At 38.6% G+C, this 18,120-nt stretch carries 23 protein-coding genes and 3 pseudogenes; 20 read left to right on the forward strand and 6 right to left on the reverse strand.

The genetic code is table 11. The annotated features are described in order from the left end of the window. Nucleotides 1–460: 460 nt before the first annotated feature. Both NYE38_RS09020 and NYE38_RS09025 read right to left on the reverse strand, forming a co-directional pair. Nucleotides 461–601 (reverse strand): YjcZ family sporulation protein, encoded by a 141-nt coding sequence (locus NYE38_RS09020; RefSeq protein WP_076983294.1) that lies wholly within the window; start codon nucleotides 599–601, stop codon nucleotides 461–463. A gap of 479 nt (nucleotides 602–1,080) precedes the next feature. Beyond that, complete coding sequence (locus NYE38_RS09025) at nucleotides 1,081–1,539, reverse strand: hypothetical protein (RefSeq protein WP_017417845.1); 459 nt, start codon at nucleotides 1,537–1,539, stop codon at nucleotides 1,081–1,083. 40 nt (nucleotides 1,540–1,579) lie between these two features. On the opposite strand from NYE38_RS09025, the gene NYE38_RS09030 reads away from it, so the two are divergent. The 3 genes from NYE38_RS09030 (at nucleotide 1,580) to NYE38_RS09040 (ending at nucleotide 3,857) form a co-directional block, all read left to right on the forward strand. Further along, nucleotides 1,580–1,765 carry a hypothetical protein gene (locus NYE38_RS09030; protein ID WP_003154035.1) on the forward strand — a complete coding sequence of 62 codons (186 nt, stop codon included), beginning with the start codon at nucleotides 1,580–1,582 and terminating at the stop codon, nucleotides 1,763–1,765. 613 nt (nucleotides 1,766–2,378) lie between these two features. After that, nucleotides 2,379–3,293: a YafY family protein gene (locus tag NYE38_RS09035; protein ID WP_025649421.1), complete on the forward strand. Its 915-nt coding sequence runs from the start codon at nucleotides 2,379–2,381 to the stop codon at nucleotides 3,291–3,293. A 63-nt stretch (nucleotides 3,294–3,356) separates the two neighbouring features. Further along, complete coding sequence (locus NYE38_RS09040) at nucleotides 3,357–3,857, forward strand: DinB family protein (protein WP_025649420.1); 501 nt, start codon at nucleotides 3,357–3,359, stop codon at nucleotides 3,855–3,857. A gap of 150 nt (nucleotides 3,858–4,007) precedes the next feature. Here the strand turns inward: NYE38_RS09040 and adhP are convergent, their stop codons facing one another. Next, nucleotides 4,008–5,024, reverse strand: a complete 1,017-nt coding sequence (gene adhP / locus NYE38_RS09045) for an alcohol dehydrogenase AdhP (protein WP_017417848.1) — start codon at nucleotides 5,022–5,024, stop codon at nucleotides 4,008–4,010. A 219-nt stretch (nucleotides 5,025–5,243) separates the two neighbouring features. Between adhP and NYE38_RS09050 the strand changes: the two genes are divergently transcribed. The 11 genes and pseudogenes from NYE38_RS09050 (at nucleotide 5,244) to NYE38_RS09100 (ending at nucleotide 12,238) form a co-directional block, all read left to right on the forward strand. Continuing rightward, complete coding sequence (locus NYE38_RS09050) at nucleotides 5,244–5,429, forward strand: hypothetical protein (protein ID WP_065180804.1); 186 nt, start codon at nucleotides 5,244–5,246, stop codon at nucleotides 5,427–5,429. A gap of 419 nt (nucleotides 5,430–5,848) precedes the next feature. After that, nucleotides 5,849–5,971 (forward strand): hypothetical protein, encoded by a 123-nt coding sequence (locus NYE38_RS09055; protein WP_017417851.1) that lies wholly within the window; start codon nucleotides 5,849–5,851, stop codon nucleotides 5,969–5,971. Nucleotides 5,972–5,986: 15 nt separating this feature from the next. Continuing rightward, nucleotides 5,987–6,190: a hypothetical protein gene (locus tag NYE38_RS09060; RefSeq protein WP_017417852.1), complete on the forward strand. Its 204-nt coding sequence runs from the start codon at nucleotides 5,987–5,989 to the stop codon at nucleotides 6,188–6,190. A 20-nt stretch (nucleotides 6,191–6,210) separates the two neighbouring features. Further along, nucleotides 6,211–6,426: pseudogene (locus tag NYE38_RS09065) on the forward strand (hypothetical protein); the annotation flags it as partial. Nucleotides 6,427–6,606: 180 nt separating this feature from the next. Beyond that, the gene (locus tag NYE38_RS09070; RefSeq protein WP_025649419.1) at nucleotides 6,607–7,023 is read left to right on the forward strand and encodes a UPF0715 family protein; all 417 of its coding nucleotides are present in this window, start codon (nucleotides 6,607–6,609) and stop codon (nucleotides 7,021–7,023) included. Nucleotides 7,024–7,119: 96 nt separating this feature from the next. After that, a pseudogene (locus NYE38_RS09075) lies at nucleotides 7,120–7,876 on the forward strand (GNAT family N-acetyltransferase). Between the two features lie 327 nt (nucleotides 7,877–8,203). Continuing rightward, nucleotides 8,204–10,003, forward strand: a complete 1,800-nt coding sequence (locus NYE38_RS09080; RefSeq protein WP_340802759.1) for a T7SS effector LXG polymorphic toxin — start codon at nucleotides 8,204–8,206, stop codon at nucleotides 10,001–10,003. Nucleotides 10,004–10,017: 14 nt separating this feature from the next. Further along, nucleotides 10,018–10,476 carry an SMI1/KNR4 family protein gene (locus tag NYE38_RS09085; RefSeq protein ID WP_017417856.1) on the forward strand — a complete coding sequence of 153 codons (459 nt, stop codon included), beginning with the start codon at nucleotides 10,018–10,020 and terminating at the stop codon, nucleotides 10,474–10,476. Nucleotides 10,477–10,530: 54 nt separating this feature from the next. Continuing rightward, nucleotides 10,531–11,127 (forward strand): SMI1/KNR4 family protein, encoded by a 597-nt coding sequence (locus NYE38_RS09090; RefSeq protein ID WP_017417857.1) that lies wholly within the window; start codon nucleotides 10,531–10,533, stop codon nucleotides 11,125–11,127. 95 nt (nucleotides 11,128–11,222) lie between these two features. Continuing rightward, nucleotides 11,223–11,684 (forward strand): GNAT family N-acetyltransferase, encoded by a 462-nt coding sequence (locus tag NYE38_RS09095; protein WP_017417858.1) that lies wholly within the window; start codon nucleotides 11,223–11,225, stop codon nucleotides 11,682–11,684. A 215-nt stretch (nucleotides 11,685–11,899) separates the two neighbouring features. Further along, nucleotides 11,900–12,238, forward strand: coding sequence for a hypothetical protein (locus NYE38_RS09100; protein ID WP_017417859.1), 339 nt, complete (start codon nucleotides 11,900–11,902; stop codon nucleotides 12,236–12,238). A 202-nt stretch (nucleotides 12,239–12,440) separates the two neighbouring features. Here the strand turns inward: NYE38_RS09100 and NYE38_RS09105 are convergent. Further along, nucleotides 12,441–12,524: pseudogene (locus tag NYE38_RS09105) on the reverse strand (putative holin-like toxin). A 380-nt stretch (nucleotides 12,525–12,904) separates the two neighbouring features. On the opposite strand from NYE38_RS09105, the gene NYE38_RS09110 reads away from it, so the two are divergent. The 3 genes from NYE38_RS09110 to NYE38_RS09120 all read left to right on the forward strand — a co-directional run bounded on the left by NYE38_RS09110 (nucleotide 12,905) and on the right by NYE38_RS09120 (nucleotide 14,228). Further along, nucleotides 12,905–13,054: a hypothetical protein gene (locus NYE38_RS09110; RefSeq protein ID WP_223257613.1), complete on the forward strand. Its 150-nt coding sequence runs from the start codon at nucleotides 12,905–12,907 to the stop codon at nucleotides 13,052–13,054. A gap of 230 nt (nucleotides 13,055–13,284) precedes the next feature. Then, nucleotides 13,285–13,620, forward strand: a complete 336-nt coding sequence (locus tag NYE38_RS09115) for a DUF3902 family protein (protein ID WP_017417861.1) — start codon at nucleotides 13,285–13,287, stop codon at nucleotides 13,618–13,620. Nucleotides 13,621–13,748: 128 nt separating this feature from the next. Then, nucleotides 13,749–14,228 (forward strand): DUF4944 domain-containing protein, encoded by a 480-nt coding sequence (locus NYE38_RS09120; RefSeq protein WP_014418006.1) that lies wholly within the window; start codon nucleotides 13,749–13,751, stop codon nucleotides 14,226–14,228. Nucleotides 14,229–14,274: 46 nt separating this feature from the next. Here the strand turns inward: NYE38_RS09120 and NYE38_RS09125 are convergent, their stop codons facing one another. Continuing rightward, a complete protein-coding gene (locus NYE38_RS09125; protein WP_017417862.1) occupies nucleotides 14,275–14,502 on the reverse strand; it encodes a hypothetical protein in 228 nt (75 codons plus the stop codon). A gap of 285 nt (nucleotides 14,503–14,787) precedes the next feature. On the opposite strand from NYE38_RS09125, the gene NYE38_RS09130 reads away from it, so the two are divergent. The 3 genes from NYE38_RS09130 (at nucleotide 14,788) to NYE38_RS09140 (ending at nucleotide 17,541) form a co-directional block, all read left to right on the forward strand. Beyond that, nucleotides 14,788–15,408, forward strand: coding sequence for a DUF3885 domain-containing protein (locus NYE38_RS09130; RefSeq protein ID WP_017417864.1), 621 nt, complete (start codon nucleotides 14,788–14,790; stop codon nucleotides 15,406–15,408). 225 nt (nucleotides 15,409–15,633) lie between these two features. After that, nucleotides 15,634–16,707 (forward strand): LLM class flavin-dependent oxidoreductase, encoded by a 1,074-nt coding sequence (locus NYE38_RS09135; RefSeq protein ID WP_014418008.1) that lies wholly within the window; start codon nucleotides 15,634–15,636, stop codon nucleotides 16,705–16,707. 213 nt (nucleotides 16,708–16,920) lie between these two features. Next, nucleotides 16,921–17,541, forward strand: a complete 621-nt coding sequence (locus NYE38_RS09140) for a lytic polysaccharide monooxygenase (protein WP_003154023.1) — start codon at nucleotides 16,921–16,923, stop codon at nucleotides 17,539–17,541. A gap of 164 nt (nucleotides 17,542–17,705) precedes the next feature. Here the strand turns inward: NYE38_RS09140 and NYE38_RS09145 are convergent, their stop codons facing one another. Next, a complete protein-coding gene (locus NYE38_RS09145) occupies nucleotides 17,706–17,804 on the reverse strand; it encodes a YjcZ family sporulation protein (RefSeq protein WP_003154022.1) in 99 nt (32 codons plus the stop codon). Between the last annotated feature and the right edge of the window lie 316 nt (nucleotides 17,805–18,120).

The raw sequence follows: 18,120 nt of genomic DNA on the forward strand, positions 1-18,120 counted from the left end.
GAATATTAGCCAATGGGCAATCACTGGTTTAACTATTTTATGTGGAACTGCTTGCTATGCTTGTATAAATACTGCAGGTATTATTGGTGTCAATGCAAGCTTTGATTGGGAGAAATGTAAATGATTAATATTTTAAGTAAGATACTATTTATTTTGTCTGGTTGCGCATTGTTGATCTTTGGGATCATTTTAAAGAATGGATCAATGGCTTTTGGATTGTTCGCCTTAATATTCATAGCGGCAATATTAGTCCGAGTATTTCATAAAAGATCTGAAAAGGATTAGCAGCCGTAGGCAGGGGAAGAAACTCTCCTGCTTATGAAAAAACTTCAGAGTAAAAATAAAATGTTTATTTTAAATGGATTTGTTTTCAAAAGTAAAAACGCCATAAAACTTCTTATGGCGTCTGTCCGAACTAAGGGATGCAATGTTTGGGAGACGAATATGAATCGTCAATGTGCTAAAAAAGGAATGCAGCACCTACAATGATTAACAAAATGAATAGTACAACGATCAATACGAAAGAGTTTCCGCCATAATTTCCACCGTAATTCCCACCGTAGTATCCCATATTGCCACCTCCTGTTGTTAGGATATACATAATATGCCGGACGGTAAATTTCGACATAGATTTAAGTCTAAATAAGAAAAAATGGATGTTATGTCTAAAATGAAGAGCTTCTAAGACAATAAAATAATGGGAGGTTAACTGAAAGAGAGAAATGGATGGGACGGTTTGCTGTTTAAAGAGGAGGGATATGGCTAAACATGCAATAAAACTGTGTATGAAAGTGGCTCTGCATGAAGTTACTTCATCATGCAGAGCCACATACGAAGAGATTCAGGGAAATTATAGTTAACGAAAATATTCATCATTTCCCGGGCAAGCGCAGTATACGACAAATCAAAACAAATCACAAAGGGACGGAAGGTACGATACAAGGAGCCTGCTTGCGGGTTTGTGGTGCCGATAAAGTTTCCATTTCAAAAAGGTCATATGTTTATTCGACACTTTACGTTTATTCCTGCAGAATGCTTGTAAAAGAAAGTCGGCAAAACTGCCAACTTTCCTAACGGAATTTAGATCTCAACAGATCTAAAGAAACCATCGACACTATCACCGGTGCCGCTATCATATTTCAGGATGTATTCTCCTTTTTGGTTAACGCTGAATTCTTGAATGAACGTTTTCCCCGCATTTAATGTCGTAGAGGATAAGAGTGTATTCCCATTAGGATAATTAATGGTGAATTTGAAAGATTTGCTGCCGTCATTCGCAACAAAAACTCTGATTTTTCCTGGAGAGCTGCCTTGATAGTTGAATGAAACCTTACCGGTACCGCCAGAAAAAGGCTGACACGCAATATACGGAGCGTCACATGACCAACCAGCAGGTTTCATGATTTTATCTTGATTTGGCGAAGGTTTTGCAGAAACATCTGCAGTCCCCATTAATGGAATTAACCCAAAAGCAAGAGCGCCGGCAATAATTTTCTGGGGCAAGGAGTATTTCTTTAACGTGAAACTTTTATAAAGCATTAACGTATTACTTTATAAAGGTAAATAAGGAGGCTTCTGAATGGGATTAAAAAATTTCTTTAATACTGAGTTAAAATGCTCTATCTGCGGAAAAACATTAAAATCAGGGGATGAGATAACAGCTTATCTTACACTTCCGAGTGAGAAGAAGATGCCTGTGGGGAGAATGGACAAAGTGTTAAGCAAACACTCTGATAAGGTCTGCTGTAAAAAGTGCAGTGAGTAGGTTTTTAGTGTTATGAGGAACCTCTGGCGGGTTTCCTCATAACAAATATCAACCAATTAAATTAGAAAAAAGCGAAATTGTGATGATTAAAGTAGATAAAGAACTGAGGGATACCAAAGGGATCATTTTTCGTTTACTTTGCTTTTTTGAAGGTTTGTTTAGCTCGTGGATCACTGCACCCCATAAAAGCATGGATGCTAAAATGATAAGACTCATATGTAACAACGCTCCTTTGTTTTTATAAATTTTACCATATATAACACAAGGATGTCGATTGACCGAACATCTCTATAAAAAGAAGATGTTTATCTAAAATTGTTGAGAGATTCAGTGAACTATTATGTAGATTAAATTGGGCGTCAAATTACTCAGTGAAGATGAAGCTGTATACATAAGCAAAGGTTCAACAGGCGTTTTATTGAATATCAGATGAAGCAATAGAAGGGTTTATCGGTGTCGCAAAGTATAAAGCATATGGTAATTCGCGTATTATGCGGTTAGGTGAAAAAATTAAGCTTTCTGCGTGGTATCTTGAAGTGACAGGAGGTGAGCGGCATAAATGTGTCAGAGCAAAAAGAGCACTTCCAATTCTAATAAGGAAAGGAATTGAGAATTGAAATTAGAACGTTTGTTATCAATCATATTCAAGCTCTTACATAATGAAATTTTATCTGCTTCCAGTTTAGCTGATGAATTTCAAGTATCAACGCGGACAGTTTATAGAGACATCGAAGCGATTTGTGCAGCTGGAATACCAGTCGTTTCATACCAAGGGGCTAACGGCGGTTTTGGGATAATGAGAGGATACAAATTTGATAAAAGTTTAATCGGTTCTCATGATGTATTGAATTTAATTACAGTATTAAGCAGTTTGTCGAGTGTTTTTGAAGATAAGGAAGTTGAACACACGATAGATAGATTAAAATCTCTGGATACAAGCGAAAGCAGCAGGACTTTGTATGTTAACTTGGAAAGCCTTAGAACAGAACCGAATTCATTAATCCGGCTGCGAAAAGCTATACAGGAAAAAAAGGCAGTACGCTTTGATTATGTCAGTAATAAAAATGAATTTACATCACGTGAAGTAGAACCTATCCACCTTCAGTATAAGTTTCGTAGTTGGTATGTATATGGCTTCTGCAGAGAACGTCAAGATGATAGAGAATTTAGAGTATCACGTATGATGAATATAACGCTTACTCAAGAAGAGTTTTTGCGCAGTCACAAAGTGAAAGATGAACCATCTTATTCAGAATCCGACCTGGGAGGGTTTGCGGATGTAGTCATTTGGGTTAATCCTAATTCCATAGCTAAAGTATTAGATCAATTTCAGAACGCTTCAAAAGTCATGAACAGAGATGGAAGTATGACGTTTACAATCTCTGTGTATCGGCCTCAGCATGCCGGATGGCTTAAATCAATTCTTTTGAGCTTTGGCAGTGGCGCTAAAATTATAAAACCGGTGGAACTTCAATCAATTTTAATGGATGAAGCTGAAAAAATAATGAAAATTTATAAAGATGTATGACAATCTGCTGTCATATATCTTTTTTTATAATCACAAGTATCAACTTTAAAGGAGAGATGTTAAATGAACCATGCGAAAAATATGTATCAGTACCATGTTTGGGCGAATAAAGCGTTATTAGAAAGAATAAAGGAATTACCAAATGACGTCATGCATAAAGAGGTTCACAGTTCATATCCTACAATTGTTCAAACGTTCAGTCACATTTGCGCGGTGGATGTTATGTGGCTGCAAGTACTTAAAGGAATAGACATGCAGGAAGCATTGGAAGGTTCTATGGCTTATGCAGAAAGGGCTCATTTATATTCTGCAGATGAATTTGCGGCGTCTTATGAAGAACTGGCTTCACAGTTTGAAGAATGGATGAATAGCCAAACAGATTTAGAACAAAAAATGAACTTAAATAATCCTTGGTTAGGTTACAGAGAAACTGCTTACTCAGAAATTTTATTCCATGTTGCCAATCACGGAACTTATCATCGGGGCAGCATAACAACTATGTTAAGACAGCAGGGCTACGCTTCGGCAATGAATGACCTTGCATTATATTGGTATCAGGGTTAGTTCAGGCAGTACTCGCAAAATGAATGTCCGCTGAATGGTCTGTAGAGCTTCTTATCTGAACTAAATGACAAAGTCTCATTCAGTCTGGGTGGGGCGCTGAGCAAGAATCGAGATCAAAGGCTGCCGTATCATTCCCGGCAGCCTTAATGATTAGGAAGTAAAATCGATAACCATGCGGCCGGTCACTTTACCTTGCTCCATTTCTTCAAAAATATCATTCACATCTTCGATCGGGCGCTTTGTCACTTTAGGTACAACTTTACCGTCTGCGGCAAATTGAAAAGCTTCCTTCAAATCTTCTCTGGTACCTACTAATGAACCTACTACCTGAATCCCATCTAACACGAGACGGGGAATATCTAAATCCATTTTGTCCACCGGTAAACCGACAGCGACTACACGGGCTCCTGCTTTTACAACATCAATCGCTTGATTGAAAGGGGTTTTAGAGACAGCCGTGATGACCACAGCATCAAGCCCTGAATCGTTAGTCACTTCTTTTGCTTTAGCGACGGGGTCTTCGTTTAAACTGTTTACAACCGCATCAGCGCCTAAGCTCTTAGCAAAATTCAATTTTTCATCGCTAATGTCGAAAGCGATCACTTTAGCGTTAAAGACGTTTTTTGCATATTGAACAGCCAAGTTGCCTAAACCGCCGACTCCAAATACACCAATCCATTGACCTGGCTTAATTTCACTGACTTTAACGGCTTTATAAGTTGTTACACCTGCACAAGTAATGCTGCTTGCTGCTGCAGGGTCTAAATTTTCCGGCACCTTTATTGCATAATCAACCGCTACGATTGCTTCTTCTGCCATTGCGCCGTCAACTGTATAGCCGGCATTTTTTACATCGCGGCACAAGGTTTCACGGCCAGTTAGGCAATATTCACAGCAGCTGCAGCTTTCAAACATCCAGGCAATAGAGACGCGGTCGCCCTTTTTCAGGCTTGTTACACCTTCACCAATCTCAGTTACAATGCCGATTCCCTCATGACCTAAAGTGACGCCTGTAACATCCCCGAAATCAGCATTTTTAACATGTAAGTCAGTATGACATACACCGCAGTATTCCATCTTAACTTTGGCTTCACCATGTCGCAAAGGACGTAATTCTTTTTGTACGATCGCTATACTTTTGTCTTTTGTTGCTACTACTGCTTTCAAATCATACACCCCTTTCAAATATTAGCAGAAAATTTTTACTTATCTTACAATTTAGCACACTGCCCTTCTTTTGAAAACCCTTACATTTTTTGCGGACAAGTGTCTCTATAAAAATTGAGGGAGCTGTGCAGGGAGGATTCTATGGATGATTTGTCATCTCCAAATGCATAGAATTTACATATATACATGAATGGATACGTTTTCAAAGGAGGCCTTTTTTTGAGCGATAAAAAGCTGACGGAAGATAAATTTGACAATCACCGGCTCACTAAGTTTTTGCCCTTTATCAGCCCTAACCCTGTTACATCATTTAATCCGGTTCAAAGATACCCTAAAATAATGCTGTTATCACAAATGGTGTACGAATTGCACCGAATCGGTTCGTTCCTCCAGGTGCCGACATAGATACACAAAAAAAGCTGACAGACTCAGACGAGTGACAAAAGAGGAACGTGAATTTACATTGGAAGTGCAGCGCGTAAATCAAGAATTCCCCGCTTCTTATAAAGCGTTATTACAAGAAGGGTTGAAGGTGAGCAGGGCGGCGGATTAAAACTGATCTTCCCGCAAATTTATTCCAATAGGACTGACAGGCATAAAAATAAAATGATAAAGCTTCGCGAATGAGCCTAAAAGCGGCTCTTTTATAATTCGCCTTTAACGCTTTAATGGAGAAATGCAGCACTTATGGTTCTGCTGGATAAGACAACTTTTCTTATACAATTAGACATCTTGCAAGTTACTTATTTTTACATAACTGTTGGAAATCGTCTTTCTATCTGAGATAATAAAAATCATATTGATTGATACATGGGGGAGTGAGGATGGGCCGTTTTTATCAAGCAGCAGGCAAACCATTTTACAAACAAATTCCTCAAGCTGTTTTTATAACCGAAGAAATTAGTGCTTTGGATAAACGCTGTAAGAAAGACTTTCTGTTTAAATAAACGAGGTGAAAATCAATGAATGGTATAGAATTCTTAGAATCTGTGTCGCGACTTGGACAACTCATTTTGGTGTTTTCCTGCTACGCCGTTTATTGGAAATTGGGTAAAACGAAAAGGGAGCGAAGACTTACAAAATTCGAAGCTTTGCTTAGGTTCTTTGTAATGTTTGGTCTATCTGCATGGGGGCTGTCGTTTCTTGCTTTGAATTTGTGGTCATAATCTTTCTGCCGATATTTGAGCTTAAACTGCAGAGAATTACACTGGCAGGATATGATTTTACCCTTAGTGAAAAGAATTTCACGGGTAATCATTTGAACTTGAGCGCGGCTGATAAGGTGAATGGTGATGCAAACAGAAATCATTACTTATTGATCACAAAAGGAGCCGGCTGCGGAGATGTGTGGATTAAAGGCTTTTACGGATTCGAACACGATGAGCCGGATGCAGATTGGTGAGAGATACACAGTCAAGGTATTTCCTTGACCTTTTTTAATGGCAATAAAATTTCTGGATATTAAGATAGTGAATTGATGATCTGCCAAAAAACATAGATCTTTTAAAGTGATGGATATATATTGATTTTAAACAGTAGGAAAAAATGAGAAATGTATTTTGATAAAAAGCAGGTGAACTATATGGAAGCAGCGTCTTGGAGCAAAAGTCAAAGCTGTACCTACACATTGGTTTTTTCAAGTTTGTCGTATGGTTTGATATTCGGACTATATATGTTTGTATACTCGGGTTTTGTGCCATTTGCATTGGTTACTGTGGTTATCATTGCTTTTTACGCATTCATTACTTACCTTTTGTTTGCTGTTCCTGTGCAACTATGGCTAAGAAAGAAGCCTAAAAAGTTTAGTGTGGTTCATCTTTTCATTTATACAGCAGTCGCTTTTTTAGCTGTGTTCTTGTTCTGGTACATAGATAATCCGCCAATTGATTTCTCAGTTTTCAGCACTTTCATTTATTACATAATGAGCATTGTTGCTGCGTTCATATATTGGTTCTGGGACTCTATATTTCTGAGAAATTACAATACTCCCCAGAAGTAAAGCTGATGTTCTAAAAAAGACCGACTAGCGCCATGCCCAGTCTGCATTGTTCAAATTGAAATTCATGTGATGAACCCAGAAAGCGGGTGAGGAAAAATGGAATACATTGAGTTGACTAGGGACAATATTGATGACAATCATATTTGCTGTGCATTAGGTACGAAACAATATGAGGATGCGGTAAATGAAAAGAAGAGCTGGCTCAAAGATCGGATGAGTGATGGCTTGGTGTTCTACCGCCTAAACGAACGGGCCAAAGTTTTTATTGAATATTTACCTGCAGAAGAAGCGTGGGTCCCGGTAAGCGCACCTAATTTTATGTTTATTAATTGCCTTTGGGTCTCAGGTAAATATAAGAATAACGGACATGCGAAACACTTGTTAGAAAAATGTGTGTCAGATGCAAAATCCCGCGGTATGGATGGGATAGTTCATATAGTGGGGAAGAAAAAACTCCCTTATTTAAGTGATAAGCATTTCTTCGAGCATATGGGATTTGCTGTGCAAGATGAAGCAGAACCCTATTTTCAGTTGGTGTCACTGACGTGGAAGGAACATGCACATCCTCCTGTATTTAAAAAAACAGGTGAAAAGTAATTCCGTTAATGATGAGGGAATCATAATATTTTATACAGCTCAATGCCCATTTGCAGTCGGAGTGTTAAAGGATTTAAAGGAACTGACTGAAAAGAAAGGGCTTCATTTTCAGGCCCTGAGAATAACGTCAAAAGATATGGCGCAAAAATCCCCGGCAGTTTGGACGACTTTCAGCGTGTTTTATAATGGGACATTTCTCACTCATGAGATGATGAGCGTGAATAAGTTTGAAAAAATACTCAATAGCTTAATTTAAACTATCTTAAGAATAACTTCGAGGGAAATGAATTCTGTAATGCCTTTACTGCGCTGTTAGCTGTTTTTGGCATGAATAATATTGGGTTGTCACATATGAAGGCATCTAGGTGTATTCGTTATCTCACTTCCCTGCATTTAAGACTGGGATCCATATTCTTTATAACCATCAGCCGATGCATTTTCCCCGATTTGACTTGCGGGAGAAAACATCAGTTTGATGGTTATTTTTATGAACGGAGAAAGTTCAACGCAACAAAAAAGAAGTTCTTCAGGCATTATATCCTATGGTAAAATTTAGACAGAAAGAAGCGGAAAGGAGACGTAAATGAAGGTATTTGAAGCATCCTCGTTCATTTCAGCAGCGGAGAAACGAGCAAAAGAATACGATCAGATTAGAGAACAATTTATCAATCTCAGAAAAGCGTTTCAGGGAATGGCTGATCTAGACGACAGTGAGTTTTCAGGTAAAGGTGCTGATAACATCAAAGCCTTTTTTCAAGACCACGCCGGTGTCACAGACAGCTGGCTTAATCTGATCGATATGAAGATTGCGTTTCTTAACAGTATTTCAGGAAAAGTGGCTGATGCCGGATTAGCTGATTCGTTTGTGGAAGAGTCATTTTTAGAACATGAGCTGATTCATGCGAAGAATACATCACAAGCCATCATGCAGGAGCAGCGCAATGAAATGAAAGGTATCCTTGATGAAATCAGCGATATCATTCATCTAGAAGTTTTCTCGACAGAAGATGTCGATCAAAAGCTGGAATCAGCAGACAAAAAACGGGACGATACTGTACATAAGCTCGGCAAGCTTGATCACGATCTAACGAAAGAATACGCAGAAACCGAGGCAAACGAACATTTCATTCAGGCAGATTTTCAGCAGCTCCAAAACGCAACAGGCCAAGGAAAAAACGCCACTCCGCTTCACTATAACGCCAAGGCATACAGGGAAAGTGACATACATAAGAAAAAAGGCGAGATTGCAAGACATTCGGATGATTATTTGACGATTAAAAAGGAAGAAGCGAAGGAGCGGGAAATCAAGGATCTGAAGAAAAAGCTGGCCGCTGGTGTCACCGATCCGGATGAATATTTGGAAATGGCGAAGAAGATCGGCTATGAAAACCTTGAACCTTCCCAACAGCAATATGTCATTCAGCTTGAACAAGCAAAACAGATGGAAGAAGCCGGAGAAGTGACTTGGGATATTTTAAAAGGAGCTGGTGTCGGCCTTTATGATGTCGGGAAAGACACGGTAACAGGTTTATGGCAGCTGATCAGCAAGCCTGATGAAGTTGTTGAAGGTATCATAGGGGCAGTTGCTCATCCGATTAACACGTATAATTCCATTTCAACAGCTATTGAGGAATCATATCAAAAGGATATGGTAAATGGAGATGCGTTTTCCAGATCAAGATGGGTGACATATGCGGTCGGTTCAGTGGCTGTGGCTGTCGTCGGAACAAAAGGCGCAGGAGCCGTTAACAAAGCTGATGCGGCGGGGAAGGTCATAAACAAGGCAGGACAGGCAGGTCAGAAAATTAAGGACATTAAGATTTCAGATTTGCTTCCTTATAACTCTAAGTATGATCTTGCTCTGGCTGATAACGTACCATACAATGTGGTTAACAGCCAAAACCTTAAAAATGGACTTTTGTCCAATGCAAAGAAATTGGATGAAAGCAGAAAGCCATTTACTGGTCAGAAAGTAAATGTCCCTTGGTTAAATAAAGAGAAGTATGAGGCCTATGAAATAGACGGCAAGGTAAAAGTTAAAGGAGAGCCTAGAGATGTAAGCCGTAGAGTATACACAATGAAAGATATTGACCTTAATCAAAAAAATCGTAAAGGCTTTACGAATCTTCAACTGATGAAAAATGGTAATGCTCCTTTTGCTAAAGATGGCACGCAAATAAATTTACATCACTTAATTCAAGAAGAGCCTGGTACTATGCTGGAGATACCTGAAAGCTGGCATAATAAGTACAGTGATGTTTTGCATGGATTAAAAGGGAATGGACAGAGTTTTAGAAATGCTCCTGTGCTTGATAAACAATATAAAAGTTTCAGAAGAAGGTATTGGAGATGGAGAGCTCAGCAATTTGAGAATCAAGAATAAGAGGTGAAAGTTTAATGGATTATTCGAAAATAAAAACTTTCTTTGATGAAAATAAAGAAAATTCAATTCTCACGGGGGGAGTCACTGAAGATCAGATTAGAGAAATAGAAGAGGATCTCAATGTAACTCTTCCAGACAGCTATAAATGGTTTTTAACTGAGTATGGTTCAGGGGGAGCATACGGAACAATGATTCTCGGATATGACTCTCACGGCGCTGAAGTTGTCGAGCAGACCAATGAATATAAAAAATATTATAACCTTTCCGATGGTCTTGTAGTGATCGAATATGTAGATGAATTTTCTTATTGTCTTGACACTAACAAGATGATAGATGGAGAATGCCCAGTCATTCTTTGGGATAACCAAGAGGGATATGGTAAACAAGTTGCTAGGACATTCCAAGAGTTTTTAATAGAAGAGCTTGAAGAATCGAAAGACGACTGGATCGATGATGAGGACTGGGACGATTAAAACTAAAAAGAAGGTCTATATCTGTTTTTCCATAGCATATGAAGGAGTATTAAAATGAGCTTCACTAAGATCAAACAAAAGTTGAAAGAGTTTACGATTAATGCTGGCACAGATCCTAGCATTAATACAAACGAGCAGCTCAAAGAAATTGAAAGAAATTTAGGTAATCAATTGCCTTCCGACTATAAGGATTTTTTGAAGGGATATGGAGGCTGTTATTTAGAAAGTAAAAAAACAACAGATGAGATTGAGTATGACGTTTGCTACAAACCTATAGAGAAAGATCCTTGGATGGGTAAGGGAGATGATACACAATTGTTAGAGGGTTTTTATGGTTTAGCGAACGATCATAGCAGTCTTCAGAAAGCAATCGATACATATTCTGATCGCTTTCCTAGAAATATTATTCCTATAGCAAGCTCGGCAGGTGGGAATGAAATATGCATGGATATCGATAATGAAAAGATATTGTTTTGGGATCATGAATTAAGTCACCCCGATAAAGACTTTTTCCTTATTGCCAACTCTTTTGAAGAGTTTATTCTAAGTTTAGTAGATGAACCAATTGAAACTAATGAACATGGGAGTGATGTGGAAATTGAGATTTTAGACAATGATTTTGGAAAATTGCTCTTTGGTAAGGACAATTAGCTTTTATTTTTAGGAAAAGTATTGCAAAGTTAAGCTCTCAGAAAAAGAGCTTTTTTATTTTCGATAGAAACTAATTATAAAAAGGGAGAGAGGTTATGGATTCGTACCAAATAAAGAAATTAAAACCCGAAGAATACCATAAGTGTAATAATATTTGGGACATGGAAAAGAAAAAGAAAATGGCTAAGGTGTTTTATGACGAATTAGTAAGCGGAAACAGAATTACTTTTATTTACTCAGTGAATGACGAGTTTATAGGAGAAGGATCGTTAGTTTTTCAAAATGATGACCCAGATTATACCATTCCGGATAAACGCATTTATCTATCTCGTATGATTGTTAAAGAAGGATATCGAAATTGCGGGATAGGCGGTATTATTGTTGATTATTTGATTGATTATGCTAAACAACTTGGATTTGAGGAAATAACACTTGGTGTAGATACAGATAACTTAAACGCAAGACATCTATATGAAAAGAAGGGCTTTACAACCGTATTATTTCTTGGTGAAGATGAATATGGTGAATATGTAAAACTCCTTAAAGTATTAAAATAAAATTCCCGAGAATTATGGTGAATGTGTGGGAGGTTAGTTTCACAAACGGTGATAGACGGTAACTTAAACTAATCTAATTGGATCGTTATTTAAGATGCGGATTAGCATTTATTCTCTCAAAACCAACCCGTAATGAAATAGGATACTGTTGGTTGAGGAATTGTTTTTTCCATGTATTGTATTTTGTGGTATTCTTGAAATGAAAGGAGGAGACAATGAAAAAGAAATTAATTGGGGTCTTGATCATTGTTTGTTTTTCTGTGTTCATGTATGGCGCAGTTACACATTCTTTTAAACATCAAAAATCCACTGAGGAAGTATTAGAAAGCGCATGGGATGAATTTGACTTATTTAGCTTTGGGATTGGAGAAACAGACCCAGTCATATCAATTGGTATGGATAAAACAAAAAGTGAAGAAGAATTACGGCGCTATTTAAACGATAACTTATCTGAGGAAGTTAAAGAAGAATATAAAGTTGAGATCATTAAAAAGGATATTAATGTTTTAGAAAGACAACATGAAAAGTATTTGGAAAGTGTTGAAGCACATTGATACATTAAAGCTTCTTCTCGGCTCTAAATAAAATAACGGTGATATCCAATAAACAAAAGTATTGCAAATCATTTCAATGGTTCCATGGTACAGTGTATTTCTTTAATAAGAAATGCATAATAAAAAGACCAGGGTGTTGGCAGCACCCCGGCTCTGTACAAAAAGTTGCCCAACCCTTTAAGTTTCCAGGCTCAAGGGAGGTCTATTTTTTATTTATATACGTCAACAGGGCGATTATAATCGACCCGAATGCAAGCATTCACATTAATGCCTGAAATGTTGACATAAGCATCACCTCCTTTCCATAGGGGATGAGCAAGACTCCCTTGAGCGTAAACGCCTAATATTCAGAAAACATTATACACTAGTTCCATTTATATGTCGTTAAAAACAATATACAGTTACCAAAACGAAAAGAACCTTGTTAGAGACAGGTTCTTTTTGTATTTGAGTTGAATTTATCAATAGAATTACCGATAAATAACGTGAGAAATAATACCAGGTAGTTACAGAATTGAAAAATGCTTAGGTGTGTAATACTTGCACTAGCTGTCACTTTGATACAGAAGCTGCTGAAGCTTCAGTCTTCAGATTCTTCCGTTACATTTTAAAGGCCCCTTTATGGGCTCAAATTCAACCGTCATTAAAGCCAAAGGCGGAAGGAATTTGTTATACAAAGGTGAAGCAAACATATACAAATATGATGCTATACTTGGGCAAAACAGGGTAGTGATAGACATTGAAATTACAATGAACGAACTTCCTTCAAATGAGATTCAAGTTGAAGGGCTTGGAAAAAATGAAAATCATTTATAGTAACGTTGTAAAATTTGAGAGAGGGTGAATGCTATGGAAGGTCTAAATAACTCTTACAATTGAGAAATCAAGCAATTCACGCGTATAAAACATCTATTTAATTTTAAATCGGCGTTTCAGGTGAACTTTATATCATTTCTGTTTTAGTAAACATATTTAAAAACGAAATAGGAATTAAAATATGCAGACAAAGCGGCGAAGCATATCGCATAAAAGGTGTTATCAGATGTATGACCGTTCCTAATAATAAAACTTATGAAGAAAGGAACTCTAACTTGAAATCAAATTTAGTTTCGTTTCTATTAGCATTGTCAGGATTTATATTCAGTATTTATATGCAGTCAATGGCTTACTGGAGCAATGACTCTATGTTGTGGTATTGGGTCGGTGCGGTTTTGTCGTATCTATTTGCTGCAGGATCAGTGGTTACTCTGATTCTTAACAAAAACAAAGACTCAATTCTAACAATAAGTTGTCTCATTTTAATGATTGTAACCGTTATGCTTATTTTAGTCACAACTTTTTGGACGACTTTTATCATTATTGCATGGCAATCTGGGATGTGAGGCTAAGGGGAATATGATCTTCTTAGTATTTTTTTATTCCTGGGATTAGAATCCCTTTTTATTATTCTTTCAAATTAAATGTAACAATTCTAATATTCATACGTTCTAAATGATAAAGGCGGGATGTCATGAAAAAACGTAAAGTCATTAAAACATTGCTGGTTATTATCACTGTTCTCATAATAGCAGCCGGATGTGCACTGTTTTCTTTAATTTCAGGAGAAAAAGTCAAATATATCGGCTATAGCCAAAGCAAGACGTGGGAAGCGTCAATCGAAAAATCAGGCAAGACCTCTATCGGCCCTAACTATTTCTTGAATTTGTATTACAGAGGTAATAAAGTGAATGAAAAGAACACGGTGATTAAGAGATTAACATTATTTGTTGACGGCCGGAAATATGGTGAAGATAAAGACTATCATCTTTCAGAATACACCGGAGAGAAATTAGAAGGCGGCGGAACGGGAGAAGACCATATTCAGACGTTTGAATATATGCCGGAAAATGAAGTGATCGGTCATGAAATCACTGTTGAAGCAGTATGGAAAACCGATCATGAGTCCTATTCAGAAAAATTCAACCTGAAAAGAACGCATTGGTATGACTGAAAGAATAAAAAGAGGGCGGTATAACCCTCTTTTTGACGCGGAGCCTTTATTTTTGTCTGTTTTTCCTCGATTTGCTGAAGTCGATAAAAGAGGCATTGGAGCCGATAAAATTACTTACTAAGACATACATAAAGAAACCATTAAAAGCTCCCTGCCGGCGTCCGTTAAAAAGAATGGATAATGAGATAAGCAATACAGCCGTAAGCAAGTCTGCAGCCAGACTTATTTTACGGTGAGACCGGAAATATTCTCTTAATCTTCTGATGTTGTTCAAAGCGGACACCTCTTGATGCTTATGTATAAGAAAATAATACCATTGAAATATATGTAATATCAATGAATAAGGTTGGAAACGGAGGGGTTCAAAGTTGGGGCGATCTTGTGTAAAAGAAAGGATCAGGATGAATGTGACCAGCATCCACCCTGATCAATGGGGTTCACAGTGTTCTATTTCATTGTATTCCAATCGGAATAATATTACAAGGGTGAAAAAGAAAAAAGCGGAATGTTCTCGGCTCCTTCTGCTTCTGGAGCGGGAAACGGAAAGTGAGATGTTTGTATGAAAATAAATGATTATCTGAAGGAAAGGTTTCCGACTTTAAAATTAGTGCCCGGCATTTATCATCAATGGGACGTTGGAATTCATTTTTCTCTCGGCGGCAATATGTATCAATTTAATGAAAGCGGTGCTTTGAATCTTGAGTATTTTCAGCTTGTTCATCATCAAACCGCCGCACTTTTCAATGAGCTGTTTGAACATAGCGATGACATGTTCCTTGTTGCCAACGTGTATAAGCACAAATCTCAAGGTAATCACGCGAGAAAATTAAAGGTTTATCAGCCGTTTCTGAAGTGTAAGGATGATTTATATCGGATTCAAGTGAAGACCTGTCAATGCCCGGTCGAAGAAGAATATGAAATGCAGCAGTTTTCTTTATTATGTAAACGGAAAGATCTGCGTATCCCCCAATTACTTAAGGCAGCCGTCCACGAAGATTTTCCGCTGAAGCCAAGGTTCGGGGGCTGTTCCGTTGGGTATCCTGATGTTTTCTTTGTGAATATGACAAAAGATATTATTTTCTTCCTGTATGATGACAGAGGGTGTGAAGTCATTGCTCTTGATGCCGGAAGAATACGAAAGCTTTATGATCAATATCACGATTGGATTGAATTGGACTGAAAATGAACACATGAATTCGAATCCGCTTGTGCCGGCTTTGTTCTTGCCTAGTCGGGCTGCATGAGTGTAATGGGCAGAATTGAAGGGCGCCGGAAACTTTTTTTCCTCTCATACCGGCCTTCTGCATGTTAAGCTACTGTATTTATTTTGAACGAATTCCTATTTGTAAAACGGCTGAATAGAATAACATAAAAGCTATTTTACACAGTGCAGGAGGAGAGAAATGTGAGGGCTGAACACCGTGATTGTATGGAAATTGGAATTTATTCATTTGCAGAATTATATCCCGATCCTCTGACAGGGAAAACAGTCAGCGCAAAGCAGCGGATAGATGAATTGATGAAGCTGGCGAAATTGGCTGACGACGCAGGGCTTGATGTATTCGGTGTAGGCGAGCATCATCGTCTTGATTATGCGGTATCTTCGCCGCCGGCCATCTTATCAGCGATTTCACAGATCACTGAAAATATTAAGCTGACCAGTGCCACGACTGTATTATCCACCGCAGATCCCGTCCGTTTATTTGAGGATTTTGCAACGCTTGATCTGATTTCAGACGGCCGGGCGGAAATCATTGCGGGACGGGGCGCATTTTTAGACTCGTTTCCTCTTTTCGGTTATGACGTAGGCCATTATAAAGAACTGTTTGAAGAACACATTGACCTTTTTTTAAAATTAAATTCCGGGGAAGAATCGGTTACCTGGAAAGGACGTTACCGGCCGCCGCTGCGCGAGGCAGAAATTTCTCCTCGGCCTTTTCGCGGAAGCATTCCGCTATGGTTAGGTGTTTCGGGGACTCCGGAAAGCGCAGAACGGGCCGGGCGTGCAGGTGCGGGTTTAGCATTAGCTGTACTGAGCGGTGATCCGGTGTCATCTAAGCCGCTTGTTGACAAATACCGGGAAGCGGCTTCTAAAGCCGGTCATCCTCCGGAAAATGTGAAGGTTGCCGTAACCGGACATATGTTCATTTCAAAAACGAATGAACAGGCAATACAAGAATTTTACCCGTATCATTCAAATTACTGGTCTCATGTTCATTCATATCACGGGATCGATGAGCCTTTAACGAAGGAAGATTTTGAACGGGCGTCCGGAAAAGAAACAGCTTTATTTGTGGGAAGCTCACAGCAGATCATTGAAAAAATCATGCATCAATACGAGTTATTCGGACATCAGCGATTTCTCGCGCAAATCGATATAGGAGGTATGCCGTTTAAAAAAGCCGCGGAAAACATCGAACGATTAGCAGCGGAAGTAGCACCGGTTATCCGAAAAGAAACCGGCAAATCCAGCGAATGAAGTTCTGAGCAAAAGGGGCGGGCCGGTTTTTGGCAATCGCGGATTCGACAACAGAATCGGCCCGGCTTTTTCTTTATGATTATAAAAAACAAAGGGGAAAGCGCGAACCTCATTGCTTTTTCCTATCAAGAAAAGGAAGGTCATTTCATCCTCCATCGTGAAGTGTATATACCGAAAGGTTTTTATTAACAAAAGAGGGAGGATGATGAAGTGATGAAGGGTTTAGTCAAAGCTGCAGTTTTAACTGTTACTCTTGGTATTGGAGGCGCTTTCTATTCAAGTGATGCATCTGCGCACGGGTATATAAAAGAGCCCGTCAGCAGAGCGTACATGGGAGCATTAGAGAAACAAACATTGGGCTGGACGGCCGCTGCCCAGAAATATGGCTCCGTCATTGATAATCCTCAGTCTGTAGAAGGGCCGAAAGGATTTCCGGCTGCAGGTCCGCCGGATGGAAGAATTGCATCTGCAAATGGGGGATCGGGACAAATTGACTTCGGTTTAGACAAGCAGACTGCAGATTATTGGGTAAAACAAAACATCCGCGGCGGTTTTAACACCTTTACTTGGTACTACACGGCCCCTCATGCGACATCAAAGTGGCACTATTATATCACCAAGAAAAACTGGAATCCGAATAAACCTTTGTCAAGAGATGAATTCGAATTAATCGGAACGGTAAACCACGACGGTTCCAAGGCAGATACGAATTTGACTCATAAGATTTTTGTGCCGACTGATCGAAGCGGGTATCATGTCATTTTAGGGGTATGGGACGTTGCGGATACTTCCAATGCCTTCTATAACGTCATCGATGTAAACCTTACACAATAATTTGTGAATTACTGATCGGCTGCATGTTGATACATCGGCCGATCTTTTTAGTTTTAATGTGTGAATGAAAAGGGGAAAAACAGCAGAGCGCCATAAACATTTCATTTATGGCGCCGTACGATCATGGAGGTGCTGCTGACATGGATGCGGAGGTAAGAGGATTCTTAATAACCGCCGAGGAAAGAAGCCCCAACGATGATTAATAAAATGAATAGCACCACGATTAACGCAAAGGAGCTACCATAACCACCTGAGAATCCCATATAATCTCACCTCCTAAAGAGGATTAATACATATTATGCCGAAATGAAAAGTTTGATAGGGATGCTAGTTTACTTTTTGAAAAAAGGGTTTTAGTCTATATTTCCTTTACATGACCATCCGTTAAAATGAGTAAAAGGAGGAATCGTACTGCTTCCTGTAATAGAAACGGATATGCTCATACATTGAGAAGTTGCGAAGAGGATGCGCAGTTTGCTCGTTTTTTTTAAAATGAAAAAGTAACAAGCTATTAGGATTGGAACCTTTTGGTTGGTTTCAAGAGCAGCAGCAAGAAAAAAGGGAATGTGATGAGGAATC

The sequence above is a fragment of the Bacillus sp. EU63 genome (assembly GCF_038592915.1).
GTDB lineage: Bacteria > Bacillota > Bacilli > Bacillales > Bacillaceae > Bacillus > Bacillus velezensis.

Bases quoted from the DNA above. Each gene is read 5' to 3' on its own strand.
- NYE38_RS09100 (WP_017417859.1), top strand. From the start codon at position 11,900: ATGAAAAAGAAATTAATTGGGGTCTTGATCATTGTTTGTTTTTCTGTG.
- NYE38_RS09130 (WP_017417864.1), top strand. From the start codon at position 14,788: ATGAAAATAAATGATTATCTGAAGGAAAGGTTTCCGACTTTAAAATTA.
- NYE38_RS09120 (WP_014418006.1), top strand. From the start codon at position 13,749: ATGAAAAAACGTAAAGTCATTAAAACATTGCTGGTTATTATCACTGTT.
- NYE38_RS09070 (WP_025649419.1), top strand. From the start codon at position 6,607: ATGGAAGCAGCGTCTTGGAGCAAAAGTCAAAGCTGTACCTACACATTG.
- NYE38_RS09115 (WP_017417861.1), top strand. From the start codon at position 13,285: ATGACCGTTCCTAATAATAAAACTTATGAAGAAAGGAACTCTAACTTG.
- NYE38_RS09025 (WP_017417845.1), bottom strand. From the start codon at position 1,539: ATGCTTTATAAAAGTTTCACGTTAAAGAAATACTCCTTGCCCCAGAAA.
- NYE38_RS09085 (WP_017417856.1), top strand. From the start codon at position 10,018: ATGGATTATTCGAAAATAAAAACTTTCTTTGATGAAAATAAAGAAAAT.
- NYE38_RS09020 (WP_076983294.1), bottom strand. From the start codon at position 601: ATGTATATCCTAACAACAGGAGGTGGCAATATGGGATACTACGGTGGG.
- NYE38_RS09055 (WP_017417851.1), top strand. From the start codon at position 5,849: ATGGGCCGTTTTTATCAAGCAGCAGGCAAACCATTTTACAAACAAATT.
- NYE38_RS09145 (WP_003154022.1), bottom strand. From the start codon at position 17,804: ATGGGATTCTCAGGTGGTTATGGTAGCTCCTTTGCGTTAATCGTGGTG.
- NYE38_RS09060 (WP_017417852.1), top strand. From the start codon at position 5,987: ATGAATGGTATAGAATTCTTAGAATCTGTGTCGCGACTTGGACAACTC.
- NYE38_RS09095 (WP_017417858.1), top strand. From the start codon at position 11,223: ATGGATTCGTACCAAATAAAGAAATTAAAACCCGAAGAATACCATAAG.
- NYE38_RS09040 (WP_025649420.1), top strand. From the start codon at position 3,357: ATGAACCATGCGAAAAATATGTATCAGTACCATGTTTGGGCGAATAAA.
- NYE38_RS09140 (WP_003154023.1), top strand. From the start codon at position 16,921: ATGAAGGGTTTAGTCAAAGCTGCAGTTTTAACTGTTACTCTTGGTATT.
- NYE38_RS09080 (WP_340802759.1), top strand. From the start codon at position 8,204: ATGAAGGTATTTGAAGCATCCTCGTTCATTTCAGCAGCGGAGAAACGA.
- NYE38_RS09090 (WP_017417857.1), top strand. From the start codon at position 10,531: ATGAGCTTCACTAAGATCAAACAAAAGTTGAAAGAGTTTACGATTAAT.
- NYE38_RS09030 (WP_003154035.1), top strand. From the start codon at position 1,580: ATGGGATTAAAAAATTTCTTTAATACTGAGTTAAAATGCTCTATCTGC.